This window comes from Candidatus Dormiibacter sp., from assembly GCF_050999135.1.
Lineage (GTDB): Bacteria > Chloroflexota > Dormibacteria > Dormibacterales > Dormibacteraceae > Dormiibacter > Dormiibacter spiritus.
The window spans coordinates 1-20,191 of sequence record NZ_JBPCPN010000039.1 but is presented as its reverse complement, the minus strand read 5'-3'; the positions used below and the strand labels follow the sequence as shown (position 1 = coordinate 20,191).

The following is a 20,191-nucleotide window of genomic DNA, read 5'->3' as shown; positions in this document are numbered from 1 at the left end:
GCAGCTGCCAGCGGTAGTCTCCCCAGAGTGGCCGCAGCCGTGCATCTCGATGCCCAGGCTCATGAGCTCTTGGCCGGAGCTCAGCTCGGCATGCTGGCCGTCCGCGGCCAGCAGCTGCCGCTCGTGAACCCGACAGCCTTCCACTTCGCGGGCCGGCGGATCCTCATGACCACCTCGCGTCACGCTGTCAAGCTGCGGCTGGCGCGCCGGCAGCCTAGGGCGGCCTTCCTCGTCTCCTCCGGCCAGCGGGCGCTCAGCTTTCAAGGCCGGCTCGAGATCTTCGATCCGCTGGACCTGCGCAGCCAGCTCAGGGCTGCTCGGGAGGGACCCGGTTTCGCCCTGGGCTTGGCCGGCTATGCGCTGAAGCAGGCCGCTTACGCCGGCGGCTATCTGCTCGACCTCCCAGCCGTGCCGGGACGCTGGTGGCCGCAGAACCGGATACTCCTCCGCTTCACGCCCGAGCGGGCGCGGGAAGCCGATCTGGAAGCATCGGCCGAGGATGCCCTACCGGCCAGGTTGAAGCACCTACCCCCTGGCTTCGCCTCTCCGCTGGCCGGCGAGGGAGAAGCCGCTCTTGCCTGGTGGGGAGCAGGGGGGCTCTTACTGACACCAGCGCTGTGGGCGGCCGCGCCGGACGGCGCCTTGCTCTGGGCCAACGGCCCGGCCGGCCGCGGGCCGTTTGCTGCCGCAGTGGTGATTGAGCACCGCCATCCCTTTCGGGCCAGCCGCCAGCTGGGAGTCTGCCTCAGGGGTCACCTGGCACCTGACGACGAGGCAGGCGAGCGTGTGGCGGTGCGTTATCCAGCCCAGGAGCTGGGCCAAGGGCGGGGCTATCGCCTGGACCTGGTCAAGGTCAGCTGGTGGCGCGGGTTTGGAGTGGGCACGCTCCCTGTGCTCTCGGCTGTGCAGGAGACCTCATGAGAGAGGGTGAGGCCAGAGCAGTCACTGTGCGGTGGACGGGTCAAGGTTGGCAGGAGCGAGCCGACCTGGTGGCGGTTGAGGAACCGCTCGAACTCCTCCTGGAAGGCAGCCCGCTGACCCTTCTTATGCGCACGCCAGGAAACGACGTGGAGTTGGCTTTGGGCCTGCTCTGGGCGGAGAGGTTGGTGACTGCGCGTGAGCAGGTGAGCTCGGTCCGCCTGAGTGCCGAAACCGGCGACCGGAGCGGTTTTGGTGATCCGGTTCTGCTGGAGTCCAATCGAGTGGACGTCTCGCTCTTGGGCGCCGCCGGCCGCCGGCCCGAGCGATCGTTTCTCAGCAGCTCCGCCTGCGGAGTCTGCGGCGCCACCTCGCTGGCGGACCTGGCTCAGGACTTTCCTGTCATTGATTCGGACCTGTGCCTCAACCCTGCGGCGCTGCTCAGGATGGGCGAGGAGCTCCGCGGCGGTCAACCGAGCTTTCAGCGCACAGGCGGTCTGCACGCGGCAGCGCTGTTCGATGGGGCCGGACGGATGCTGATGGCGCGGGAGGACATCGGCCGTCACAACGCGGTGGACAAGGTGGTCGGCAGAGCGCTCCTCGACGGCCGCCTGCCCTGCGCCGACTCGGTTCTTGTCGTCAGCGGCCGTGGTGGTTACGAGATCGTCCAGAAAGCGGTGGCCGCCGGCATTCCGATCGTCGCCGCGGTTGGCGCTCCCTCCAGCCTCGCAGTTGCGGTGGCGGACAGATTTCGGCTGACGCTGGTCGGCTTCCTCCGCGACGGTCGTTTCAACGTCTACAGCGCCCCGGAGCGACTCGAGCCGGACTAGCCCAGTCGCGGTTGCGCAAGCGGCACGTTCTGTGCTCAGGTCTCAGGCTGGCCTGCCGGTGGCATCATTGGCCGATGCCCTACCACGAGCGCCCGACCCCGGTGGCGGGCGCCGTGCTCTGGCGCCGCAGCGTCGGGGCCGCACCCGAGCTGACGCGAATCCTGCCGGACGGTTGCCTCGACCTCTTGTGGGACGGGCGCCGCCTTTTCGTCGCGGGACCAGACACTGCAGCCCGCCGGCACCAGAGCGAAGCTGGCGCGTCGTATGTCGGGCTCCGCTTCTCTGGGGGGACCGGTCCCGCCCTGCTCGGCGTGCCGGCTGACGAGGTCCGCGACCAGACGCCGAACCTGGAGGAGTTATGGCCTTCGCGCCAGGCGCGGTTGTTGGCCGAGCGGGTCGCCGAGAACCCCGAGGCCGCCCTGGAGGCATGGGCGATCGAATGCGCCGGGTGTTCCGAGGTGGACCCGCTCGGACCGCAGGTCCTCGGGCTGGCGGCGGCTGGAACACCGATCGCGGTGATGGCCGAGCGGCTGGGTCTCAGCCCCCGGCATCTGTATCGCCGCTGCCTACCCCTCTTCGGCTATGGGCCTCGGCGGCTGGCGCGGGTGCTGCGGCTGGGCCGAGCGGTCGGCGAGGTGCGGATGGGCCTGCCCTTGGCTCAGGTCGCGGCAGGGTGCGGCTACGTCGACCAGGCGCACCTGTCGAGGGAGATGCGGGCGCTGGCCAAGACGACGCCGGGCGGACTACTGAGGGAGCTGGCAAGCTAGCTGGCGGGTAGCGCGGCGAACAGGTCGACCGGCGTGCCATCCGGGTCGTGCACGACGGCGTAACGCATGCCCCAGAAGGCATCCCAGGGCGCGAGGTGGCCCTCGTAGCCGGCTCCGATGAGCTCGGCCCAGGCCGCGTCGACCTCGGCCGGGCTCCCACAGGCGAAGGCCAGGGCGACCCGGTGGCCGCCTCTCGCCGGCGGGGACCAGCCCGGATCGAAAGTGCGGATGGTTTCCTCGGTGTCCCAGGCCAGGCGCATCCCGCCGCCGAGCTCGGCATCCACGTGCGGCTGTCCGTCCGCCTCCGGTGGGACGTCGAGGCCCAAGCGGCGGTAGAAGGCAAGGGTGGCACCCATGTCAGACACGACCAGCTCGATAAGTGCAGGGCGGAGTTTCATGCTCCGGACAGTAGCCGGCTTCTGGCGTTGAAGTATTGGATGTTTCGGACGGGACGACCAGGCTGCCCAGCGGCCATCTACGTAGCCGACACCAAGCGCACCGTGAAGCTAACGGCTGAGCAGAAGCGATTAAGCGCGCTGGGCGACAGGATGGAGACCGTAGCGCAGGAATAGGTACGAGCCGCTCGCCTTGACGGTGCGCAGGCGAGCCTGAGCGAAGCTGCTGGGCGGCAGCGCCAAGCCTTCCAGGAGGCCGAGCCGGTCCGCATCAGCGTGGCGGCCGGCCAGAACCGGGGCGACAGTCAGAAACAGCTCGTCCACCGCTCCATCCGCCACCAGGCTGCCGAAGAGATGCGGGCCGCCCTCGGTCAGCGGGCGCCGGCAACCGTGGTCCAGGACCGCCTGCTTGATGGTCTTGCCTCTCAGTGGCGCGGTGCCCAGTGACCTCACATCGCACCTCGCCGGCAGGCGGCGCCGCAGGCCGGGGGCGGCGACCTCGCTGGTGAGCACCAGCGCTCCTTCCTGAAGGGCCGGTTCGGCCGGATCGATCTCCCCGCGAGCGGTGACGATCACCAGCAGGGGATCAGCCTTTCCCAGCGAGCTATAACCGCCGGCTTCCGGAGGGCCCAGCTGCGCCGCTGACCAGAGTTGGCCACCCTCGCTGCGCACGGTGGCGGCGCCGGTGATGACCGCATCCGCCAGCGCCCGGAGCAGCCCCATGACGAAGCGGTCGGCAGGGTTTCGGTCGGAGAGCGCGGAGCCCGAGCGGCGACGGCGCTCGAGGGCTGCCACGCCATCGATGCTGGTGACGAAGTTCGCGCTCAGGCTGCCTGCAGCCAGCTGGAGCCCACCGTCGTAGAGGCGGCTCAGATCGGGCGGCAGTTCGCCATCGGCTGTCGGCTCACTGAAAAGCGTCAGCAGAGGGTCCATGGGGTCCCAGCATGCAGCACGTCGGCTCCACTACCTTTCAGCCATGCATTCGCTGGCCGCGCACGCCGCGACCGGTCTCTGGCGTCGGGCGTTGTGGCTGGCTCTGCTCGTATTGGGCCTGGAGACAGCCCGCACCCTGGCCGGCCGGGGACCGGGTTGGGCCAGCCCGTCACTCCTGCTCGGCGGCTTGGCGCTCTGCCTGATGGCTGTGCGGAGTTCGCCGGCGACTCTCGGTCTGGGCTGGCATCGCCTTCCTGAGCGGCTGCTGGGCGGCCTCGGCCTGGCGGTCGTTCTACTCCTTCCGGCAGCTGCGCGGTGGGGTGGCGGACCCTCGCTGGGGCCCGAGCTTGCCCTGGCGGCGATAGCTGTCTCGGTCGGCGAGGAGATCGCGTTTCGCGGCGTCCTCTTCAGCGCCCTGCTCGATTTGGGTGGTCCCGCGCTCGCAGTTCTCGGCAGCACAGCGCTCTGGACAATTGCCCACGCGCTGGCGCATCCACCCCAATTTCTGCCGGCGGTCGCCGGAGCAGGCCTGCTCCTCGGTCTGTGGCGCTGGGCCTGCCAAGATCTCGTGGGGCCAATCGTGGGCCACGTCTTGGCTGATCTCGCCCTGTGAAGCGAAAGCCGGCTCTCCTCCTGCTGCTGGCAGCAGTTGCTTACGTCCTGGCGGCCTGGGCCGTGACCCCTGGCTTCTACGACGGCTTCACGCAGCAGCAGCCCTACCGCTGGACCAATCCACCGCCCGCCTTCAAGAACAACAACCAGCCCCCGCTTTCTGGGCGGGCCCAGGCCAAGGTGGCAGCCAACGGCCAGGTGGATCCCGGCACGGTGGCGACCGACGACGGGCAGGCCTCGGTCACCTACGCGCCTGGCGCCTTCGTCGCTCCCGCCGATCGCTCCCCGGTGACTGTCAGCATCGCACCGGTCGCCAACTACCCGAACCCGAGCGGACTGCAGGTCGCCACCAATGTCTACTGCTTCACCGCCAGCGCGCCGCTGGCGCAGGGCAAGGATGTGCTGATCACGCTCACCTACTCAGATCAGCTGCCCGCACCGGCTGACATCTATGACTATCGCGACCAGGGGCCGTGGCAGAAGCTGGGCAGCACAGGCTCGGCGGCACCGTTCACAATCTCTGTTCGCAGCACCGGCCTGAGCTGTTTCGCGGGCGCCTATCCGGCGAAAGCAGGGCAGAACGCGCAGGGCACACGGCTGGGCGGCGGCCAGACGCTGCCGATCATAGTCGCCGCTGCGATCCTCATCCTGGTGCTGGCGGGGCTTCCGCTGGCACTCCTGCGGCGGCGCCAGAGCGAGCCACCGCCGCCTCCACCACCTGCCGACCAATCCTCCGAACCGCGGCATCGCAAACGCCGACCAGGCAGCCGCCGCTAATCGATAGGCAGCAGCCCCTCATCTCGCAGCCGGCGAAGCGACTTCTCGAAGGCGGCCGCCGTCTGCTCGATGTCGGCTTCGCTGTGAGCGCTGGAAACCAGGCCTGAATTGCCGTGAAAGATGTGGACGCCGTCCAACAGCATGGCCGCCTGGAGGGCGTCGGCCACGTCGGTCGCGAGGCCCTGCTTCAGCTCTGCTGCCCGGGGACCCAATGCCCACTCGCTGGAATCGCCGGCGGGGCGCTCGCCTGCCACCACCCGGAAGGTGGAACTCGCGCCATGGACGAAGCCCTTCACGCCTGCCCTGTCCAAGGCAGCCGCCAGCTCGGTCCGCAGCCACTGGGCCAGCTCGTCGGCGCGCGATTGCTGGGAGCCGTCGGCCACCGCGTCCAGCATCGCGATCCCCGCCGCCGCGGAGAGGGGATGGCCATTGTGGGTGCCGGGGTGGCTGACCTTCACGGCGTCACTGGTGCGGAAGCTCAATACTTCCATCACTGGAGCCGACCCGGCCAGCGCCCCGCCCGGCATGCCGCCGGCCACTATCTTGGCCAGGCTGGTCAGGTCCGGTGTCACCCCCGCCACCTGCTGAACGCCGCCGGGCGACCAGCGAAAGCCAGTCACGACCTCGTCGAACATGAGCAGCGTGCCTGTCGCGGTGGTGAGCCGGCGCAGTCCTTCCAGGAATTCCCGCGAGAGAGGCAGCGCACCCCAGCTGGCGCCGCTTGGCTCCAGGATCACCGCCGCCACCCGCCTGTCGCGGAGAGCGGTCTCGACATCGCCCAGCTCCGGCTTGACCACCCGGGTGACCTCCAAGAGAGCGGCGGGCACCCCTGCCGGGGCGGAGCTGCCGGGCGGCAGATCGGCGCCGATCTTGGCAGTGTCGTGCCAGCCGTGGAAGTGACCTTCGAACTTGAGCACATGATCCCGGCCCGTGAACCCGCGTGCCACCTGGAGGCCGAGCATGGTGGCCTCGGTGCCGCTGCTCGTGAAGCAGACTCGCTCGGCGGCTGGGACCAGTCGGCAGATGCGCTCGGCCCACTCCGCCTCCAGCTCGTGGGAGGCGCCGCCGTGCAGCAGCCGATCGGCGTTGGCCCGGATCGCCTCCACCACCTGGGGCGGGTTGTGGCCGAGCAGAAGGGCTCCGTGGCCCATCACGTAGCAGATCAGGTCGTGCCCATCGACGTCCTGCTTGTGGCTGCCGGCGGCTCTGCTGATCAGGAGGGGGAACGGAGCCGCGTGCCGGATGTCGTGGGTGATGCCGCTGGGCAGGCTCTGACTGGCGCGAAGGAAGAGTTCGTGAGAGCGCGGGTTCGCCGCCGCCCACTCTTCCAGGATGGGGGAGCTCATGGCTCCTCAGTGTCGTACTTGACGGCTTCGAAAAGCGTGCCGCACGCCTCGCAGCGATACTGCAGCGTCATCGCCTGCGTCCCAAAGAGAGAGATGACTGCGGCGCGCTCAGAGCCGCAGTGGGGGCAGCGCGGGGTGCTCCGGGGCGAGCCTGACTCGGCGGAAGGCTCAGACTCGCGCGGCGGCGTACCGGTTCTCCTCCAGGCCCCGCAGCATGCCGAAAGTGCGGTCGTCGATCTGACCTGGTCGGGATCGCCGGCGCCCGGGATCCCAGGCCGTCCAGTCGAGCTGAAGTTCAGGCGCGGCGCTGTCCAGCCGCTCCTCCAGCCGCGCTCGCAGTTCGCCAGGACCCAGGGCCAGGGCGCCTGAACTGTGAAGCTGCGCCACCTCGCCGTCGGGCGGCCCGAACCACTCCAGCGCCTCCTGCCAGGCTGCCGTCAGCGGCGCCTGGTCGATCCCCGCCCGAAGCCAGCTGCGGCCGTGCAGGAAGTGATAGCGCTCCTCCATCAGCATCTTGCGCAAGCGGGTCTTCAGCACCTCAGTGCTGCCTTCCACCATCGCCTGCAGCATCACGCTGAACGCTGTATCGAGGACGGCGTTGGCGGCCACGAAGTGACCCCAGGAGGCGAAGGATTCGTCGAAGTAAGCGAGGTTGAGATACCTCGCGGCATTGCTCTCTCGTTCGGGTTCGCGGGGATCGTCGCCCAGCGGTTCCAGGCAGCCATAGAGCACGCGCGAATGCCCCAGGTCGTCCAGGCCCATGGCCGCGGCCGCGATGTCAGCTTCCAGCGAAGGCGCGCGGGTGGCCCATTCGGCATAGCGCAGGCCGAGCAGCTGCTTGTTGTCAGCCAGGCTCAGGACCAGCGCGCCGAGGCTCACGCGGAGGCCTCTTCGCCGGGTGCCCAGAGCGTGTTGATCGCCTCCCGGGGCACGACCGCCAGCTCGATCCAGCGCTCCTCGTCGTAGGTGGCGCGGGCGTAGGCGGCGGCCAGGTCGTCGTCAGGGGCTACCACGCTGCCGATCTGCCTGAGCGGCTCCTGCCGGAGCTTGCGCGCAAAGACCTCATAGGCCCTGACGTCGTCGTGAACTCGTTTGAACTGCACTTACCGTCCTAGACAGCCAGTCCCCACATCTCGAGCGCGTCGCGCCCGGCCTGGCTCAGTCGGGCGGAGGTCCAGGGGGGATCCCAGACGACGCGGATGGACACCTGGCGGACGCCGGGCGCGCGCAGCAATCGCTCGCGAATGTCGTCCACAATCATGTCAGCGGCCGGGCAGCCCATCGCTGTGAAGGTGAGATCGACCTCGACCAGGCCGTCAGCCTGCTTCAGTCCGTAAACCAGGCCGAGATCCACGATGTTCACAGGCATCTCGGGGTCCTCCACTTGGCGGAGGGCGTCCCAGAGTGTCGTCGAAGTTTCAAGCTCCATCACCGCGGGTGCGCCTGGCGGAACTTGTGGAACTCCTCCTGCAGAGCCCCGACCATCTCGGCGTTGCGGGGCCCGCGAGCGCGCCAGCGCTGCATGACGTCGTCCCACGAGCAGGGATCGTTCAGGTCCCAGCGCTTCAACTCGGCGTCGAAGGTGCAGGGAAAGGGGTAGTCCAGGACGTAGGTCACCTGGCCGTCGCTCTCCTCTCGGTGGGCCGGCACCCTGATTCCGATCTCCTCGCAGTAGGGCACGACCAGCGACAGCCACCATTGGCGGAGCTGATCGTTGGTCTTGCCCTTCAGGCGAAAGTCGAGCTGGGTCGAGTGCATCTTGAGGGCATCAGGGAGGCCGAACCACTCAACTGTGAGCGGGAACATCCAGTCCACCGCCCGCTGCAGGTTCGCTCGCGCCTCCCCGCCGGCGGCGGCCATCCGTTTGGCCCAGGTGCGGCCGTTCCGGAGGTGGAAGTTCTCCTCCGCCATCACCTTGTTCAGGCCGCGCTTCCAGGGCCCGTAGGAGCACTCGGCGTGGATGTCGCCGAGCAGGCAGAACCCCGCCTGGTCGTAGAAGAGATTGGCGACGATGAGCTCGGTCCAGGTCTCCAAGGGCACGTCGAACGCGTACGGGTAGCGGAAGGATTTGGGGTCGCGCGAGAAGATGAGCTTCTCCTGGTCCTCGCCCAGCTCCTCCAGGATGTGATAGGCGATGTGGGCGTGGGCGAGCTCGTCCTGGATGATGGCGACGCCTGTCATGAAGGCGTTGATGCTCGGCGCCCGCTGCGCAGCGAGGTAATAGGCAGGAGCGGAGATCAGCTCGGTGTCACCCGAGACCGTCAGCGTGTGGCGCAGTTCCTTCTTGTACTCGGGCGTCATCTCGTTCGGCGACTCGATGAGCTCGCCGTTGCGCATCAGCTGGTCAAAGGCCGGGTTTGCAGTCGCCATCATTTACCTCGCTCGGGGTTGTCTCCCATTGTCAACCATCGGGCAGTTCCTCAGGTCGACTGGGAGCGAGTGTGGCTCGCCGGACGAACTCAATGCGGACCCCGCGGCACCCGGGCGGCTGGTAGAATCCTCGCCCGGCGGTGCCGGCGGACCGGCCTCAGCGGTGGCTATAGCTCAGTAGGTTAGAGCACCAGATTGTGGTTCTGGGTGTCGCGGGTTCGAATCCCGCTAGCCACCCCTCTCCGCTAGTCACCCTTCTCCGCTTAGCACCCCAACCCCGCTGGCAACCACGCCGAACGAGCACTGTCTCTCGACTCACCTCAACAAGGGTCGAGACCACAGGGAGGCGCTAGTATCGCTTCTGCGATTACTGGCGGATACCGGAGCTATCCTCGTCGGCAAACGCACCTAAACCCGCAACAGCGCCAGCGAGTGCCTGTATCGCGGCGGAGGCGACATCACAAACCTCGGCGTCGCTCGCGTCGTCACATAGTCGGCTTACGCTCGGAAACGAAGGCATCCACGTCTTGGCCGGGACCAAGGCAACCCTTCCAGCCCGGGGGATACTGATGCCTACCGAAGTTCTCCTGCCGTTTCACGCCCCCCGCTCACGACCAGAGCGACATCCAGGCCCGCCGCCAATAGGAGTGTCAATAGACCCAGCCGCCTCTCATCCACCGGTGGGCCAAGGTATTGCCCCGTCAGTAGGGCCTGCCCGTGCAGAAGCTGCTGGGCCTCGTCGGTGATCGGGAAACATCGCCAGTCGAACAGCACCTGATCGGGGCCTGGTCGCGTCGGCCCAGCAACGGATGCGCACCCCACCTGACTTCCCGGCTCGTTCGTGGAGATTAGGATTACCGCCTGGATCATGTGGTTGGCCTCCGGGCGGACGCTGCTACCGACGAGCTGGACGGCCAACGAGAGGGCGGCAATGGCAGGCACGGCCAGCTTGACTGCGAGCGGGAGGCGGTGGAATCGGCGCACTACTTCGCCAATGCCGACAGCGAGCGCCGGCATCGCCGGGACCAGGAAACGGGGACCCCAACTCACTAGTCCGGGCCAATCCCCCCAGGCTGCGTACAGGGCGATCCGAGCGACCAGCAACGCTGCACTGGTGCCGACCAAGACGGGCATCCTGCGACACGCCAATGCCCAGCCCGCAACGGCGAGGACTAACAAAGGGACGTACCAGAGCAGACCGGCTCCCGGCGAAAACAATAGACCCCACGCTCCAGTCAGCCAGGGATGGCCGAAACCCTGGGCGCCATAGCCCAGCCGCCAGGGGGCTCCAAAGCGCAGCATGTTGTACCAGGCCACAGTCAACGCGAAGGGTGCGAACGCTGTTAGGAAAAGACCGACGTTGAGCCAGCGCTTGCTGGTGAGCGGGCGGGATCCCCGTTTCACATCGGGACTCGGGTTTCCGGCATCGGCTGGCCAACCCTGCTGGCGTGCTTCCAGCCACGAGCCTATCAGGAGGAAGGGCACGATGAGGAGCAGGGAGTCGGTTCGCATCAGCAACGCCAAGCCGGCGCTGGCCCCAGCGAGCATCGAACCCGATGTCGGCCGCGACCGGGCAAGGCAGATGCCGAGCAGCCCCAGGGCCGTCGCCAGGGCCACGCTGGGCTCCGAGAACCCGGTCGAGGTATAAGGCAGGAGCAAGGTCCCGAAGCCGGTTAGGCATGCTGTCGTGACCGCATGCCGAAGATCACCGCCCAGGGCTTGCGCGAGCCGGAACAGGACCACCACGGTCGCCGCAAAGACGAACGCGTTCGCCGACATTGCCCACGCGATTGCATCCTGGTGTAAGTGCTCAGCAGCGATGTAGAACGGGGCGAACAAGAGTGACATACCGAGGCCGTAAAACGAATACGGCGAGTTGAGATTGAAGGGGTCGACTGAGTGCGGTACTAACAAATTGTGGCGCTGGACCATCGACTCGGTCACGTGCACCATGATGTTCGCGTCGTAGCTGTCGACAGTGCTGCGCGCGAAGACCAGCCCCGCTGATGCCGCGGCGAGCGCGAGCCCGCAGCCAACAGCGACTGCCCTACTCTGCATCCTCCAACGCACTGGCCGCCATTCTCGCCATTTCTCTCGTGGCTTGAGGCCATGAGTCAACATCTTCCCCGGTCGTGGTAGGATGTTCCCCTGTGGAGGTCAAGTGGCGTGTCGATGAGCTCGTAGAGCGCAAGGGTTGGAACGCGCGCCAGCTTGCCGCCAAAGCCCGAGTCGACGTCAAGACCGCCCGCAACATCATCACTGGCAGGGCGACGCGAGTCGACCTCGAGACGATCGGCCGGTTGGCCGATGCCCTTGGGGTTGAGCCGGGTGGCCTCTGGCGGCAGGCAGGACAATCCCGCGCCGAGCGTTGGGCGACAGTGGCGGGGGTCGCCGGTGAGGCGACCAAGGAGGAGATGGACTGGGTTCTCGGCAAGGTGATCGATGACCTTCCGGACACAGGCCTCGAGCGCGCGACCCGCGACCTTTGAGTCGGGTTTACCTGGACACCAATTACCTGTTCGGGCTCATGCGTCAGACAGAGCAGTCGGCACCCGCCGAATATCTGTACTGGCGAGAACGAGTGGAGGCCGAGATCGGCTCGGATCGGCCGCTGATCAGTGCCCTGGTTGTTGACGAGCTTGCCTACCGGCTGGTACTTGCCTGGCTGCGTGATTCGGGGGATGCAGCCGCGCTGGCCACGTTCCGCCGCTCAACGGTAACAGTGATGAAGCGAATGCGAGGCCGACTGGCCGGGTTGTGGAAAGCACTTGACAATCTCGATCTGGACCTGGCACCCAGCCACCTGTCGTCGATGCACATTGCGCAGTCCCTCATGAGTGATCTCGGCCTCGCGTCTCGGGACGCTTTTCACGCCGCTTACGCCGTCGAGGGGAGATGCGACTGGATCGTCAGCTCGGGCGCTGCGTTCGATCGCGTGCCTCAGCTGCGCCGTCTTGGGCCTTGATACCCGGCCCCGAAGTCGCCTCAGACGCTCGTCGCCACTTTGTTCCGCTTCGATCTTTGCCCCCAACCCGACCAACTGGCGGTGCGCTCTCAGCTCGCGGACCAGGCCAGCGCTCACCCGACCGGCCGCGTTCCGGTGCTGGTCGTGAACAACGGCGAGCCAGGAACCTCGTGCGGTGCCGGCTAGGCTTTGTGGCATACGAGCCATGCCATCCGAGGACGCCGTCCGAAAGAGTTACGACGCCGCCGCCAGTGAGTACGCGGCGCATATCTATGACGAGCTGCGCCACAAGCCCCTGGACAGGAGGCTGCTCGATGAGCTGGTCCAGGAGGTCAACTGCCGCGGAACTGTCTGCGACATCGGCTGCGGTCCCGGTCACGTTGCGCGTTATCTGCGCGAAGGCGGCGTTGAAGTGACGGGAATCGATCTCTCCCCGCGGCTGATCGAAGCGGCGCGGCGGCTGAACCCCGGGATTCGATTTGAGGTGGGCGACATGCGTTCGCTCGAAGTTCCGGACGCCGCCTTCGCAGCGGTAGTTGCCTTCTACTCCCTCATCCACTTTGATACCGAGCAGCTCCGCCAGGCGGTCCGAGAGCTGCGACGGATCCTCCGGCCGGACGGCGTCCTGCTGGCGTCATTCCACCGGGGCTCCGAGCGCAGGCATGTTGAGGACTTGTGGGGCGTGGACGTCAACCTCGATTTCCACTTCTTTGAGCCGGATCAGATCAACACCATGCTGACCGAGGAGGGTCTTCCCGTCGAGCGCATAACCGTGCGCCCTCCGTACATCGGCTTTGAGGTCGAAACTGAGCGCTTCTACGTCAGCGCTCGAAGACCAGCGGAGAACGACTGAGCGCCGAGCAGCGGCGGCTGGGCGGTTACTGAGACAATTCGAGAGTATGGAAGTGGGCTTCATCGGTCTCGGCAAGATGGGTCAGCCCATGGTGCGGCGGCTGCTCAGCGCCGGCCACAGAGTCGCCGCCCACAACCGTTCCCGGCGGGCGGTGGAGGAGCTGGTGGCCGCCGGAGCGGTCACCGCAGACTCCGCCATTCAGGTAGCCGAGCGGGCCGAGCTCGTGCTCACGGCTCTGCCGACCCCAGAAGCGGTGGAGAGCGTCTATCGCGAGCTGGCGGCCGCCGCCAGGGGCGGTCAGCTCTACGCCGACCATTCCACCGTCAGCCCCGACACCAGCCGCACCTGCGCCGCTCTGCTCGCACGCACGGGCGCCGGTTTCCTGGACGCACCTGTCAGCGGCGGCCCTGACGGCGCGGCCGCCGGCAGCCTGACAGTGATGGCAGGAGGCGCCGAAGCCGATTTTCAGCGCGCGCTGCCCGCCTTCGAGGCGTACGGCCAGAACATTCGTCTCTGCGGGCCGGTTGGCGCCGGTCAGGCGGTGAAGCTGGTCAACCAGCTGCTCTGCGCTGTCCATTCGGCCGCCGCCGCCGAGGCGGCGGTGTTCGGAGCCAAGCTGGGAATCGACGCCGACCTGCTGCTGGAGATGCTGGGCACCTCCTTCGGCAGCTCTCGGATGCTCACTCGCAATGTTCCCCGCTTCATCTCCCGCGACTTCTCGGGCGCGACCTCCGTCAAGCTCCTCGCCAAAGACCTGGGCTTGATCGCCGCCGAAGCGCGGGCCGTCGGTCTACCGCTGCCGCTGGGGGAGGCGGCTGAGCGCCTGTTCCAGGCGACGGCGGCCGCCGGTCTTGAAGACGAGGACATCGCAAGCCTGGTCAAGCTGACCGAGACCGCGGCGGGGACCAAGGTTCAGGGCCGTCAGCGGAACGGCGACGGCACGTCTCCGGCCGGCTAGACGCCTGAGAGCTGTCGCAGGCGTTCGCTCGCCTCGCGGAGGTCGGCTGCGATCGCCCTTTCGTCCCCGGTCTCGAGCTGGCCCTCGCGGACGACGACCCGGCCCTCGACCACCACGGACTCGGCGCGGGCCGGCGGCGCCAGGGCCAGCGCGACCAGCGGATCGGCAATTCCCGTCTGAGCCAACCCGTCGAGACGGAAGAGAGCGACGTCGGCGCGCTTGCCGACCTCGAGCGTGCCGCAGTCGTCCCGGCCCAGGCAGGCAGCGCCGCCGGCGCTCGCCAGCCGCCAGGCGCTCTGGGCGCGCAGTGCGTGGGGCGCATCCAGGCGGCCCTGCAGCGCGGCCCGCAGACGGGCCACGAACAGAGCCTGGTGAACCTCGCCGGCGAGGTTCGAGTCCTCGTTGCTGGCCGCACCGTCAACGCCCAGGCCGACCTGAACCCCAGCCGCCAGGAGGTCTTCGACCCGGCAGGCGCCTGACCCCAGGCGCAGGTTGCTGGAAGGGCAGTGGGCGATACCCGACTGGTGGGCGGCGACGCCTTGCACTTCACCATCGCTCAGGTGGATGCAGTGCGCGTACCAGACGTCAGGACCCGCCCAGCCCAGCTCCTCCATCAGCTCTACCGGCCGTAGGCCGAACCTCTCCTGGCAGAAGCGCTCCTCGTCGAGGGTCTCGGCGAGATGGGTGTGCAGGCGGACGCCCTTTCGCCGAGCCAGCTCGGCCGACTCCCGCATCAGCTGAGGGCTGACCGAGAACGGCGAGCAGGGCGCCACCACCAGCCGGCACATGGAGCCTGGGGCCGGGTCGTGGTAGCGGGCGATCATCGCCTCGGTGTCCGCCAGAATGTCGTCCTCCGGCTCGACCAAATGGTCGGGTGGAAGACCACCCTGGGAGCGGCCGAGCGACATGGAGCCGCGGCAGGGATGAAAGCGCAGACCCAGCTCCTGCGCCGACTCGACCAGGGCGGCGAAGATCCCCGACCGGCCGGCCGGAAACACGTAGTGGTGGTCGGTGGAGAGGGTGCAGCCGCCCAGCAGCAGCTTCGCCATCGCGGCCCGCGCCGCGCAGCGCACCAGCTCGGCGTCCAGGTTGGCCCAGACCGGATAGAGCGTGGTCAGCCACTCGAACAGCGTGCCGTCCGGCTCATAGCCGCGCGTCGCCCACTGATACATGTGGTCGTGCGCGTTGACCAGGCCCGGCATCGCCACGCAGTTCGGCTCGTGCAGATGCTCGTCGGCCTCGGGCGGCGGACCTGCGCCGATCTGCTTGATCTCGCCGCCTTGGCTCAGGAGCCAGCCGTCCTCCAGCTTCTCGCCGGTGCCGGTGACAATCATGGCCGCCCGAATCAGCAGCGACATACCGTCACTAGAGGTCGAGAAGATCGTCCGGCCGGACGGGCACGTGGCTCACCTCCCGGCCTGTCGCGGCGCGGATCGCCGCCAGTACGGCGGGGCCGGAGGAGATGGCCGGCGGCTCGCCGACGCCCTTCAGGCCATAGGGCGAGCGGGGATCGCCCAGCTCCAACACCTCCATGCGAACCGGCGGCATGTCGAGGATCGTGGGGATCAGGTAGTCGGTGAAGGAGGGGTTCATGATCTTGCCGTCCTTGACCAGAACCTGCTCCATGATCGCCAGGCCCAGGCCCTGCGCAGCGCCGCCCTCGAGCTGTCCCTCCACCGCCAGGGGATTGATGGCCTTGCCGACGTCCTGGGCGGTGGCCAGCTCGACCACGTGGACCAGGCCCAGCTCGACGTCCACGTCGACCACCGCCCGGTGGGCGGCAAAGGCGAGCTGCAGATGCGCCTTCCCCTGACCCCGCTCGTCCAGCGGTTCGGTCGGACGTGGCCTGTACTCCCGCTCCTCGCTCACCACCTCGTCGCCCAGCAGCGTTACCAGGTCGATGACGGTCCTACCTGACGTGTCGATCAGGCTGTCATCTGCCAACCTCCAGTTCTCGCCACTGCCAGCCTGGTCTCCCAGCTCGGAGCGCGCCATCTCGAGCACGCGCTGGCGCACTGCCTCACAGGCTGTCTTGACGGCGCCGCCAGTGATGTACGTCTGCCGGGAAGCCGAGGACGAACCACCCGAGCCGACCCGGGTGTCAGCATTCAGCACCACCACCTGGGAGACGCCAAGTTCGGTGTGGGCGATCTGACCCTGGATGGTGACCAGGCCCTGTCCGACCTCGGCTGACGCCGTGTGCACCTCGGCTTGGGCCCTGCCCTCGACCACCCGCAGCGTCACGCGCGCTGTCGAGTAGTCGGGAAAGCCCTCGGAGTAGCCCACATTCTTGAACCCGGCGGCGTAGCCAACGCCCCGCCTCACACCCTCACCGTGCGTGGTGTTGGAGACGCCACCCGGCAGCTCGCGGAGATCACGGCGGCTGGCATCGGCTGTCTCGGGCAGCGGCATCGAGAGCACGCGCTGGAGCAGCTCGGCGACTGGGATCGGACCCTCCAGCGGTTGGCCCGTGACGAGGGTGTCGCCGGTCTGAAAGGCGTTGCGCAGCCGGAGTTCGACAGGGTCCAGACCCAGCGCTTGGGCCAGCTTGTCCATCTGAGCTTCGTGGGCGAAGCAGTTCTGCACCGAGCCGAACCCCCGCATGGCGCCGCAGGGCGGGTTGTTCGTGTAGACCACCCAACCCTCGATGGTGGCGTTGGGGACGGCGTAGGGCCCCGACGCGAAGGAGCAGGCGTTGGAGATCACGGCTGTTGAGCTGGAGGCGTAGGCGCCGCCGTCGAGCACTATCGACGCCTTGACGTAGACCAGCCTGCCGTTGCGATCGGCACCGTGCTCGTAGCGGAGCCGGCCGGGATGCCGGTGGACGTGGCCGACGAAGGATTCCTGGCGGCCGTAGACGATCTTCACAGGTCGGCCGGTGCGCAGGGCAAGCAGGCAGGCGTGCGCCTGCATCGAGAGATCCTCCCGGCCGCCGAAGGCCCCGCCTACGCCGGCCAGCGTGAGCCGCACCCGCTCCGGCGGAAGCGCCAGCACAGCTGCCAGCTGATCTCGATCGACATGCAGCCACTGGGTGGCGATGTAGAGGTCAACGCCCCCCTCGCCATCCGGCACGGCAAGCCCTGACTCCGGCCCAAGTGGAGCCTGATCCTGCATCCCGATGACGTACTCGCCGCTGACCACGACCTCCGCGCGAGCGTTCTGGTCGCCGTGCTCGATGCGCAGCCGGCGCAGGATATTGCCGCCTTCGTGCAGGCTTGGGCCCTCACCGCTGATCGCCAGCTCCGGATCGGAAAGTGGCTCCAGCACCTCGTAGTCCACCCTCACCTTGGCCGCTGCTCGGCGGGCCTGCTCGGGGTGCTCGGCAGCCACCAGGGCCACCGCCTCGCCCTGGTAGCGGACGCAGTCGAAGGCCAGCACCGGCTGATCGGCGATCTCCAGGCCGTAGACCTTCCGGCCGGGGAGGTCGGCGTGGGTGAGGACTGAGTGCACGCCGGGCATGGCGGCGGCCTGGGTCGTGTCGATGGCGCGGATCCGGGCATAAGGATGGGGGCTGCGCAAGGTGCTGCCCCAGAGCATGCCCTCCGCCCAGAGATCGGAGGAATAGGGGAAGTCGCCGCTGACCTTGAGCACGCCCTCTGGGCGTTTGACGGATTCACCGATGCCGCCGGTGATCGCGCTCTGCGCCACTGGACGCTGGCGGGTGGGCAGCGGGCGAGCTTCGATCACGGCGCCAACACGAGCCGACCGGCGGCCAGGTGCACTGCGGCGATGATCTTGGCGTAGCCGGTGCAGCGGCAGAGGTTGCCCGCCAGAGCTTCCTTGATCTGCGCGTCCGACGGCTCTGAATTGCGCCGCAGCAGGTCGTGGGTCGCCACTATGAGTCCAGGCGTGCAAAAGCCGCACTGCACAGCTCCGGTCTCCAGGAAAGCCGCCTGGATCGGGTGGAGAGCACCCGGCTCGGCCAGACCTTCCACAGTGATGATGTCGCTGTCCTGCGCCTGACCGGCCAGTACCAGACAGGCGCAGACCAGGTTGCCTTCGAGGTAGATCGAACAGGAGCCGCACTCGCCCTGCTCGCAGGCGTTCTTGGCCCCGGGCAGGCCGAGCCGCTCGCGCAGCACGTGCAGCAGGCTCTCGCCCTCCCACAGGCCGTCGACCTCGCGGCGCTCGCCGTTGATCGTGCAGGTCAGGCGCACTGCTCGCCCCAGGCCCACGCCAGCGAGCGCCGCGCGAGCACGGCCAGCGCGTGCCGGCGGTAGGCGGCGCTGCCGCGGACGTCGTCGATCGGGCTGGCGGCTCCGGCCACCAGCTCCCCGAAGCGGGCGAGCGAGGCGTCGTCGAGCGGCGCGCCGCCGTCCCAGTCGAGCGCCCCGGCGGCGAACCGCTCGGCTTCCGAGGCGTGCAACGGCGTCGGCGCGGCCGAGCCCACGCAGGTGCCGACGCGGCGCTCGTCCGGGTCCAGGGCGAGCGCGAACGAGCAGACCGCGATCACCATCGCGTTGCGCGTGCCGACCTTCGAGAACTGCTGCGAGCCGGTCGCCAGGCGGACGTGGAATGCGGCGATCAGCTCGTCGCCGGCCAGGACGTTGCGCTTCGGCCCGGTGATGAACTCGGCGATCGGGACCCGGCGCGTGCCCCGCACCGAGGCCAGCTCGATCTCGGCGTCCGACGCGTACAGCGGCGGCAGCGCGTCGCCGGCGGGTGAGGAGGAGCCGAGGTTGCCGCCCACCGTCCCGCGGTTGCGGATCTGCGGGGAGCCGACGGTGCGCGAGGCCGCGGCCAGCCCGGGCAGCCGGTCGCCCAGCTCGGCGATCGCCCGCGCGTAGCTCACGCCGGCGCCGACGCGCAGCTCGCCGTCGTGCTCGTCCCACCCGGCCAGCTCGCGCACCCGCGTGAGGTCGAGGATCGCCTCCGGGCGCGCGCGGCCGAAGTTGACGTCGACCATCACGTCGGGGCCGCCCCACAGCGGCAGCGCCCCCGGGTGGGCCGCCTTCGCCTCCAGCGCCTCGCGCCAGCCGTCCGGTTGCAGGAACTCCATCGGCGCAGCTTAGGGCCGGGCGCCCTCAGGTTTGAAGCCCGCCGCTCGCGGCGACCAGCACTTCATGTTCCGGCGCGTCGCTGCTCCGCTGCTCGCCGTCGCGCTGCTGCTCGCCGCCGGCGCCACCGCCGAGGCCAGGGTCTTCCGCGGCGACACGTCGCAGGGGAGGCACACGTCGCTCGTGGTCGGCTCCGACAACCTGCTGCGCACCGCCCGCATCAACTGGCGCGCCCGCTGCCGCCGAGGCCGGGTCGTGAGCCGGACCTTCTTCCTGCGTCCACACGCCCAGAGCACGCCGGACGCCTTCTTCGACACGGGGACCTACCGCCGCCGGCAGAGCGGCGGCTTCCGGCTGCGCTTCACCGCCACCGTGCGCGGGCGCCGGATCGCGAGCGGCCGGGAACGCTGGCGCGGCACGTTCCGCGTCAAGGTGCTCGTGACCCGCCGCGGGCGCTACGTCGACACCTGCCGCGTCCGCGGGCTGCGCTGGAGCGCGCGGCTGGTCCGCTAGGTAGACGCGGCGCGGAGCAGCTGGGCGAGCGGCGGGCGCTCGTCGAGCACCACGGAGCGGACCTCGAGCTCCCCGCCGGCCGGGACGAGCAGCGGCCCCGGCGCGGCGGCGTCGATCCGCTCCGTGCCGTGGATGCGGCGCTCGGCCGCCACCAGCACCGCGAGCGCCATGGCGCTGAGGTCCTGCAGCGACTGGTGGCGATTCTGGCGCGTGCCGAGGTCCACCTGCGCCATCCGCTCCAGCCCGACGGCGCGCAGCGCGTCGATCAGCATCGCGAGCTCGACGCCGTAGCCGACCGGGAAGGGGAGCCGCTCGAGCAGCCCGCGCCGCGCGGCGACCTCGCCCGCCAGCGGCTGCAGGAAGCCCGCGAGCTCGTGCACGTGGAGGTTGAGCAGCGGGCGGGCGACCAGCTCGGTGACGCGCCCGCCGCCGTCGGGCAGCACTGTGTCGCCGACCCGCAGCGGGCGGCGGAACGCGCCCTTGACGAAGTCGACCCCCGGGTCGCTGAGCAACGGCCCGAGCAGGCCCGTCACGAAACCCGCGTGGAAGTCCTCCGTGTCGGTGTCCAGGTAGGCCACGATCTCGCCGGAGCTCGCGGCCAGCCCCCGCCACATGGCGTCGCCCTTGCCGAGCGCGGGGCCGAGCTCCGGCAGCAGCTCGGACTCGTCGGCCACGCGCGCGCCGTGGGCGGCTGCGACCGCGGCGGTCCCGTCGCGCGAGGCCGCGTCGACGACCAGCACCTCGTCGACGAGGCCGGCGCGCTCGAGCGGCGCGATCGCGCCGAGCACGCGGCCGATCGTCCCGGCCACCTCGCGCGCCGGCAGGACGAGGCTGACCGTGACGTCCTTGCGCTCGACCAGCGCGGCGACCTCGACGTCCCCGGCGCGGTAGCGCCGTGCCTCCCTCCCACCGGCCCAGCGCAGGTCGACGGCGGGGACGCGGGGCGAGCGGCAGACG

The 20,191-nt window shown here is 68.9% G+C and carries 24 protein-coding genes and 1 tRNA gene; 11 read left to right on the top strand and 14 right to left on the bottom strand.

Features of this window, described 5'->3' with window-relative positions:
* The first annotated feature begins 27 nt into the window (after positions 1 to 27).
* The 3 genes from ACR2MZ_RS10130 to ACR2MZ_RS10120 all read left to right on the top strand — a co-directional run bounded on the left by ACR2MZ_RS10130 (position 28) and on the right by ACR2MZ_RS10120 (position 2,515).
* Positions 28 to 921, top strand: coding sequence for a pyridoxamine 5'-phosphate oxidase family protein (locus ACR2MZ_RS10130; protein WP_434004925.1), 894 nt, complete (start codon positions 28 to 30; stop codon positions 919 to 921).
* Positions 918 to 1,748, top strand: a complete 831-nt coding sequence (gene fdhD / locus ACR2MZ_RS10125; protein ID WP_434004924.1) for a formate dehydrogenase accessory sulfurtransferase FdhD — start codon at positions 918 to 920, stop codon at positions 1,746 to 1,748. Before ACR2MZ_RS10130 ends, fdhD begins: the two co-directional genes overlap by 4 nt.
* Before the next feature lie 74 nt (positions 1,749 to 1,822).
* The gene (locus ACR2MZ_RS10120) at positions 1,823 to 2,515 is read left to right on the top strand and encodes a helix-turn-helix domain-containing protein (RefSeq protein WP_434004923.1); all 693 of its coding nucleotides are present in this window, start codon (positions 1,823 to 1,825) and stop codon (positions 2,513 to 2,515) included.
* Here ACR2MZ_RS10120 and ACR2MZ_RS10115 read toward each other — a convergent pair.
* Both ACR2MZ_RS10115 and ACR2MZ_RS10110 read right to left on the bottom strand, forming a co-directional pair.
* Positions 2,512 to 2,913: a VOC family protein gene (locus tag ACR2MZ_RS10115; RefSeq protein ID WP_434004922.1), complete on the bottom strand. Its 402-nt coding sequence runs from the start codon at positions 2,911 to 2,913 to the stop codon at positions 2,512 to 2,514. The genes ACR2MZ_RS10120 and ACR2MZ_RS10115 overlap by 4 nt on opposite strands.
* 129 nt (positions 2,914 to 3,042) lie before the next feature.
* On the bottom strand, positions 3,043 to 3,843 hold the full coding sequence (locus ACR2MZ_RS10110) for a dihydrofolate reductase family protein (RefSeq protein WP_434004921.1): 801 nt from the start codon (positions 3,841 to 3,843) through the stop codon (positions 3,043 to 3,045).
* 43 nt (positions 3,844 to 3,886) lie between these two features.
* On the opposite strand from ACR2MZ_RS10110, the gene ACR2MZ_RS10105 reads away from it, so the two are divergent.
* Positions 3,887 to 4,456: a CPBP family intramembrane glutamic endopeptidase gene (locus tag ACR2MZ_RS10105; protein ID WP_434004920.1), complete on the top strand. Its 570-nt coding sequence runs from the start codon at positions 3,887 to 3,889 to the stop codon at positions 4,454 to 4,456.
* Positions 4,453 to 5,232: a hypothetical protein gene (locus ACR2MZ_RS10100; RefSeq protein ID WP_434004919.1), complete on the top strand. Its 780-nt coding sequence runs from the start codon at positions 4,453 to 4,455 to the stop codon at positions 5,230 to 5,232. The genes ACR2MZ_RS10105 and ACR2MZ_RS10100 overlap by 4 nt, the downstream gene beginning before the upstream one ends.
* Here ACR2MZ_RS10100 and ACR2MZ_RS10095 read toward each other — a convergent pair.
* The 6 genes from ACR2MZ_RS10095 to ACR2MZ_RS10070 are packed head-to-tail and all read right to left on the bottom strand — an operon-like array spanning position 5,229 to position 8,948.
* A complete protein-coding gene (locus ACR2MZ_RS10095; RefSeq protein ID WP_434004918.1) occupies positions 5,229 to 6,578 on the bottom strand; it encodes an aspartate aminotransferase family protein in 1,350 nt (449 codons plus the stop codon). The genes ACR2MZ_RS10100 and ACR2MZ_RS10095 overlap by 4 nt on opposite strands.
* The gene (locus ACR2MZ_RS10090) at positions 6,575 to 6,847 is read right to left on the bottom strand and encodes a PaaD-like zinc ribbon domain-containing protein (RefSeq protein ID WP_434004957.1); all 273 of its coding nucleotides are present in this window, start codon (positions 6,845 to 6,847) and stop codon (positions 6,575 to 6,577) included. Before ACR2MZ_RS10090 ends, ACR2MZ_RS10095 begins: the two co-directional genes overlap by 4 nt.
* Entirely contained in the window at positions 6,747 to 7,457 is a 711-nt protein-coding gene (locus tag ACR2MZ_RS10085; RefSeq protein ID WP_434004917.1) for a Phenylacetic acid catabolic protein, read from the bottom strand. The genes ACR2MZ_RS10090 and ACR2MZ_RS10085 overlap by 101 nt, the downstream gene beginning before the upstream one ends.
* A complete protein-coding gene (locus ACR2MZ_RS10080) occupies positions 7,454 to 7,681 on the bottom strand; it encodes a hypothetical protein (RefSeq protein WP_338176881.1) in 228 nt (75 codons plus the stop codon). The genes ACR2MZ_RS10085 and ACR2MZ_RS10080 overlap by 4 nt, the downstream gene beginning before the upstream one ends.
* 8 nt (positions 7,682 to 7,689) lie before the next feature.
* Positions 7,690 to 8,007, bottom strand: coding sequence for a metal-sulfur cluster assembly factor (locus ACR2MZ_RS10075; protein WP_434004916.1), 318 nt, complete (start codon positions 8,005 to 8,007; stop codon positions 7,690 to 7,692).
* Positions 8,007 to 8,948 carry a Phenylacetic acid catabolic protein gene (locus tag ACR2MZ_RS10070; RefSeq protein ID WP_434004915.1) on the bottom strand — a complete coding sequence of 314 codons (942 nt, stop codon included), beginning with the start codon at positions 8,946 to 8,948 and terminating at the stop codon, positions 8,007 to 8,009. The genes ACR2MZ_RS10075 and ACR2MZ_RS10070 overlap by 1 nt, the downstream gene beginning before the upstream one ends.
* A gap of 163 nt (positions 8,949 to 9,111) precedes the next feature.
* Here ACR2MZ_RS10070 and ACR2MZ_RS10065 point away from each other — a divergent pair.
* Positions 9,112 to 9,185: transfer RNA gene (locus ACR2MZ_RS10065), tRNA-His, on the top strand.
* A gap of 336 nt (positions 9,186 to 9,521) precedes the next feature.
* Here ACR2MZ_RS10065 and ACR2MZ_RS10060 read toward each other — a convergent pair.
* Entirely contained in the window at positions 9,522 to 11,018 is a 1,497-nt protein-coding gene (locus ACR2MZ_RS10060) for a hypothetical protein (protein WP_434004914.1), read from the bottom strand.
* 80 nt (positions 11,019 to 11,098) lie between these two features.
* Between ACR2MZ_RS10060 and ACR2MZ_RS10055 the strand changes: the two genes are divergently transcribed.
* The 4 genes from ACR2MZ_RS10055 to ACR2MZ_RS10040 all read left to right on the top strand — a co-directional run bounded on the left by ACR2MZ_RS10055 (position 11,099) and on the right by ACR2MZ_RS10040 (position 13,724).
* Positions 11,099 to 11,437, top strand: coding sequence for a helix-turn-helix domain-containing protein (locus ACR2MZ_RS10055; RefSeq protein WP_434004913.1), 339 nt, complete (start codon positions 11,099 to 11,101; stop codon positions 11,435 to 11,437).
* A complete protein-coding gene (locus ACR2MZ_RS10050; RefSeq protein WP_434004912.1) occupies positions 11,434 to 11,913 on the top strand; it encodes a type II toxin-antitoxin system VapC family toxin in 480 nt (159 codons plus the stop codon). Before ACR2MZ_RS10055 ends, ACR2MZ_RS10050 begins: the two co-directional genes overlap by 4 nt.
* Before the next feature lie 205 nt (positions 11,914 to 12,118).
* Positions 12,119 to 12,766: a class I SAM-dependent DNA methyltransferase gene (locus tag ACR2MZ_RS10045; RefSeq protein WP_434004911.1), complete on the top strand. Its 648-nt coding sequence runs from the start codon at positions 12,119 to 12,121 to the stop codon at positions 12,764 to 12,766.
* Between the two features lie 46 nt (positions 12,767 to 12,812).
* Positions 12,813 to 13,724, top strand: coding sequence for an NAD(P)-dependent oxidoreductase (locus ACR2MZ_RS10040; RefSeq protein WP_475392957.1), 912 nt, complete (start codon positions 12,813 to 12,815; stop codon positions 13,722 to 13,724).
* Here ACR2MZ_RS10040 and ACR2MZ_RS10035 read toward each other — a convergent pair.
* From ACR2MZ_RS10035 to ACR2MZ_RS10020, 4 genes are read right to left on the bottom strand one after another with little or no spacing between them, the layout of a single operon-like run.
* Positions 13,721 to 15,082: an 8-oxoguanine deaminase gene (locus ACR2MZ_RS10035; RefSeq protein WP_434004909.1), complete on the bottom strand. Its 1,362-nt coding sequence runs from the start codon at positions 15,080 to 15,082 to the stop codon at positions 13,721 to 13,723. The genes ACR2MZ_RS10040 and ACR2MZ_RS10035 overlap by 4 nt on opposite strands.
* Before the next feature lie 7 nt (positions 15,083 to 15,089).
* Complete coding sequence (gene pucD / locus ACR2MZ_RS10030; RefSeq protein WP_434004956.1) at positions 15,090 to 17,408, bottom strand: xanthine dehydrogenase subunit D; 2,319 nt, start codon at positions 17,406 to 17,408, stop codon at positions 15,090 to 15,092.
* Complete coding sequence (locus ACR2MZ_RS10025) at positions 17,408 to 17,881, bottom strand: (2Fe-2S)-binding protein (protein WP_434004955.1); 474 nt, start codon at positions 17,879 to 17,881, stop codon at positions 17,408 to 17,410. Before ACR2MZ_RS10025 ends, pucD begins: the two co-directional genes overlap by 1 nt.
* On the bottom strand, positions 17,872 to 18,723 hold the full coding sequence (locus ACR2MZ_RS10020) for an FAD binding domain-containing protein (RefSeq protein WP_434004908.1): 852 nt from the start codon (positions 18,721 to 18,723) through the stop codon (positions 17,872 to 17,874). The genes ACR2MZ_RS10025 and ACR2MZ_RS10020 overlap by 10 nt, the downstream gene beginning before the upstream one ends.
* A gap of 31 nt (positions 18,724 to 18,754) precedes the next feature.
* Between ACR2MZ_RS10020 and ACR2MZ_RS10015 the strand changes: the two genes are divergently transcribed.
* A complete protein-coding gene (locus tag ACR2MZ_RS10015) occupies positions 18,755 to 19,234 on the top strand; it encodes a hypothetical protein (RefSeq protein ID WP_434004907.1) in 480 nt (159 codons plus the stop codon).
* Here ACR2MZ_RS10015 and ACR2MZ_RS10010 read toward each other — a convergent pair.
* A partial coding sequence (locus ACR2MZ_RS10010; RefSeq protein WP_434004906.1) for a glucosyl-3-phosphoglycerate synthase occupies positions 19,231 to 20,191 on the bottom strand: 961 nt, incomplete at its 5' end. The two genes, ACR2MZ_RS10015 and ACR2MZ_RS10010, sit on opposite strands and share 4 nt — an antisense overlap.

What these genes read in the sequence shown, in the direction of transcription:
- ACR2MZ_RS10020 (WP_434004908.1), bottom strand. Translation starts at nt 18,723, where the DNA reads ATGGAGTTCCTGCAACCGGACGGCTGGCGCGAGGCGCTGGAGGCGAAG.
- ACR2MZ_RS10045 (WP_434004911.1), top strand. Translation starts at nt 12,119, where the DNA reads ATGCCATCCGAGGACGCCGTCCGAAAGAGTTACGACGCCGCCGCCAGT.
- ACR2MZ_RS10075 (WP_434004916.1), bottom strand. Translation starts at nt 8,007, where the DNA reads ATGGAGCTTGAAACTTCGACGACACTCTGGGACGCCCTCCGCCAAGTG.
- ACR2MZ_RS10095 (WP_434004918.1), bottom strand. Translation starts at nt 6,578, where the DNA reads ATGAGCTCCCCCATCCTGGAAGAGTGGGCGGCGGCGAACCCGCGCTCT.
- ACR2MZ_RS10105 (WP_434004920.1), top strand. Translation starts at nt 3,887, where the DNA reads ATGCATTCGCTGGCCGCGCACGCCGCGACCGGTCTCTGGCGTCGGGCG.
- ACR2MZ_RS10070 (WP_434004915.1), bottom strand. Translation starts at nt 8,948, where the DNA reads ATGGCGACTGCAAACCCGGCCTTTGACCAGCTGATGCGCAACGGCGAG.
- fdhD (WP_434004924.1), top strand. Translation starts at nt 918, where the DNA reads ATGAGAGAGGGTGAGGCCAGAGCAGTCACTGTGCGGTGGACGGGTCAA.
- ACR2MZ_RS10035 (WP_434004909.1), bottom strand. Translation starts at nt 15,082, where the DNA reads ATGTCGCTGCTGATTCGGGCGGCCATGATTGTCACCGGCACCGGCGAG.
- ACR2MZ_RS10040 (WP_475392957.1), top strand. Translation starts at nt 12,813, where the DNA reads ATGGAAGTGGGCTTCATCGGTCTCGGCAAGATGGGTCAGCCCATGGTG.
- ACR2MZ_RS10115 (WP_434004922.1), bottom strand. Translation starts at nt 2,913, where the DNA reads ATGAAACTCCGCCCTGCACTTATCGAGCTGGTCGTGTCTGACATGGGT.
- ACR2MZ_RS10110 (WP_434004921.1), bottom strand. Translation starts at nt 3,843, where the DNA reads ATGGACCCTCTGCTGACGCTTTTCAGTGAGCCGACAGCCGATGGCGAA.
- ACR2MZ_RS10120 (WP_434004923.1), top strand. Translation starts at nt 1,823, where the DNA reads ATGCCCTACCACGAGCGCCCGACCCCGGTGGCGGGCGCCGTGCTCTGG.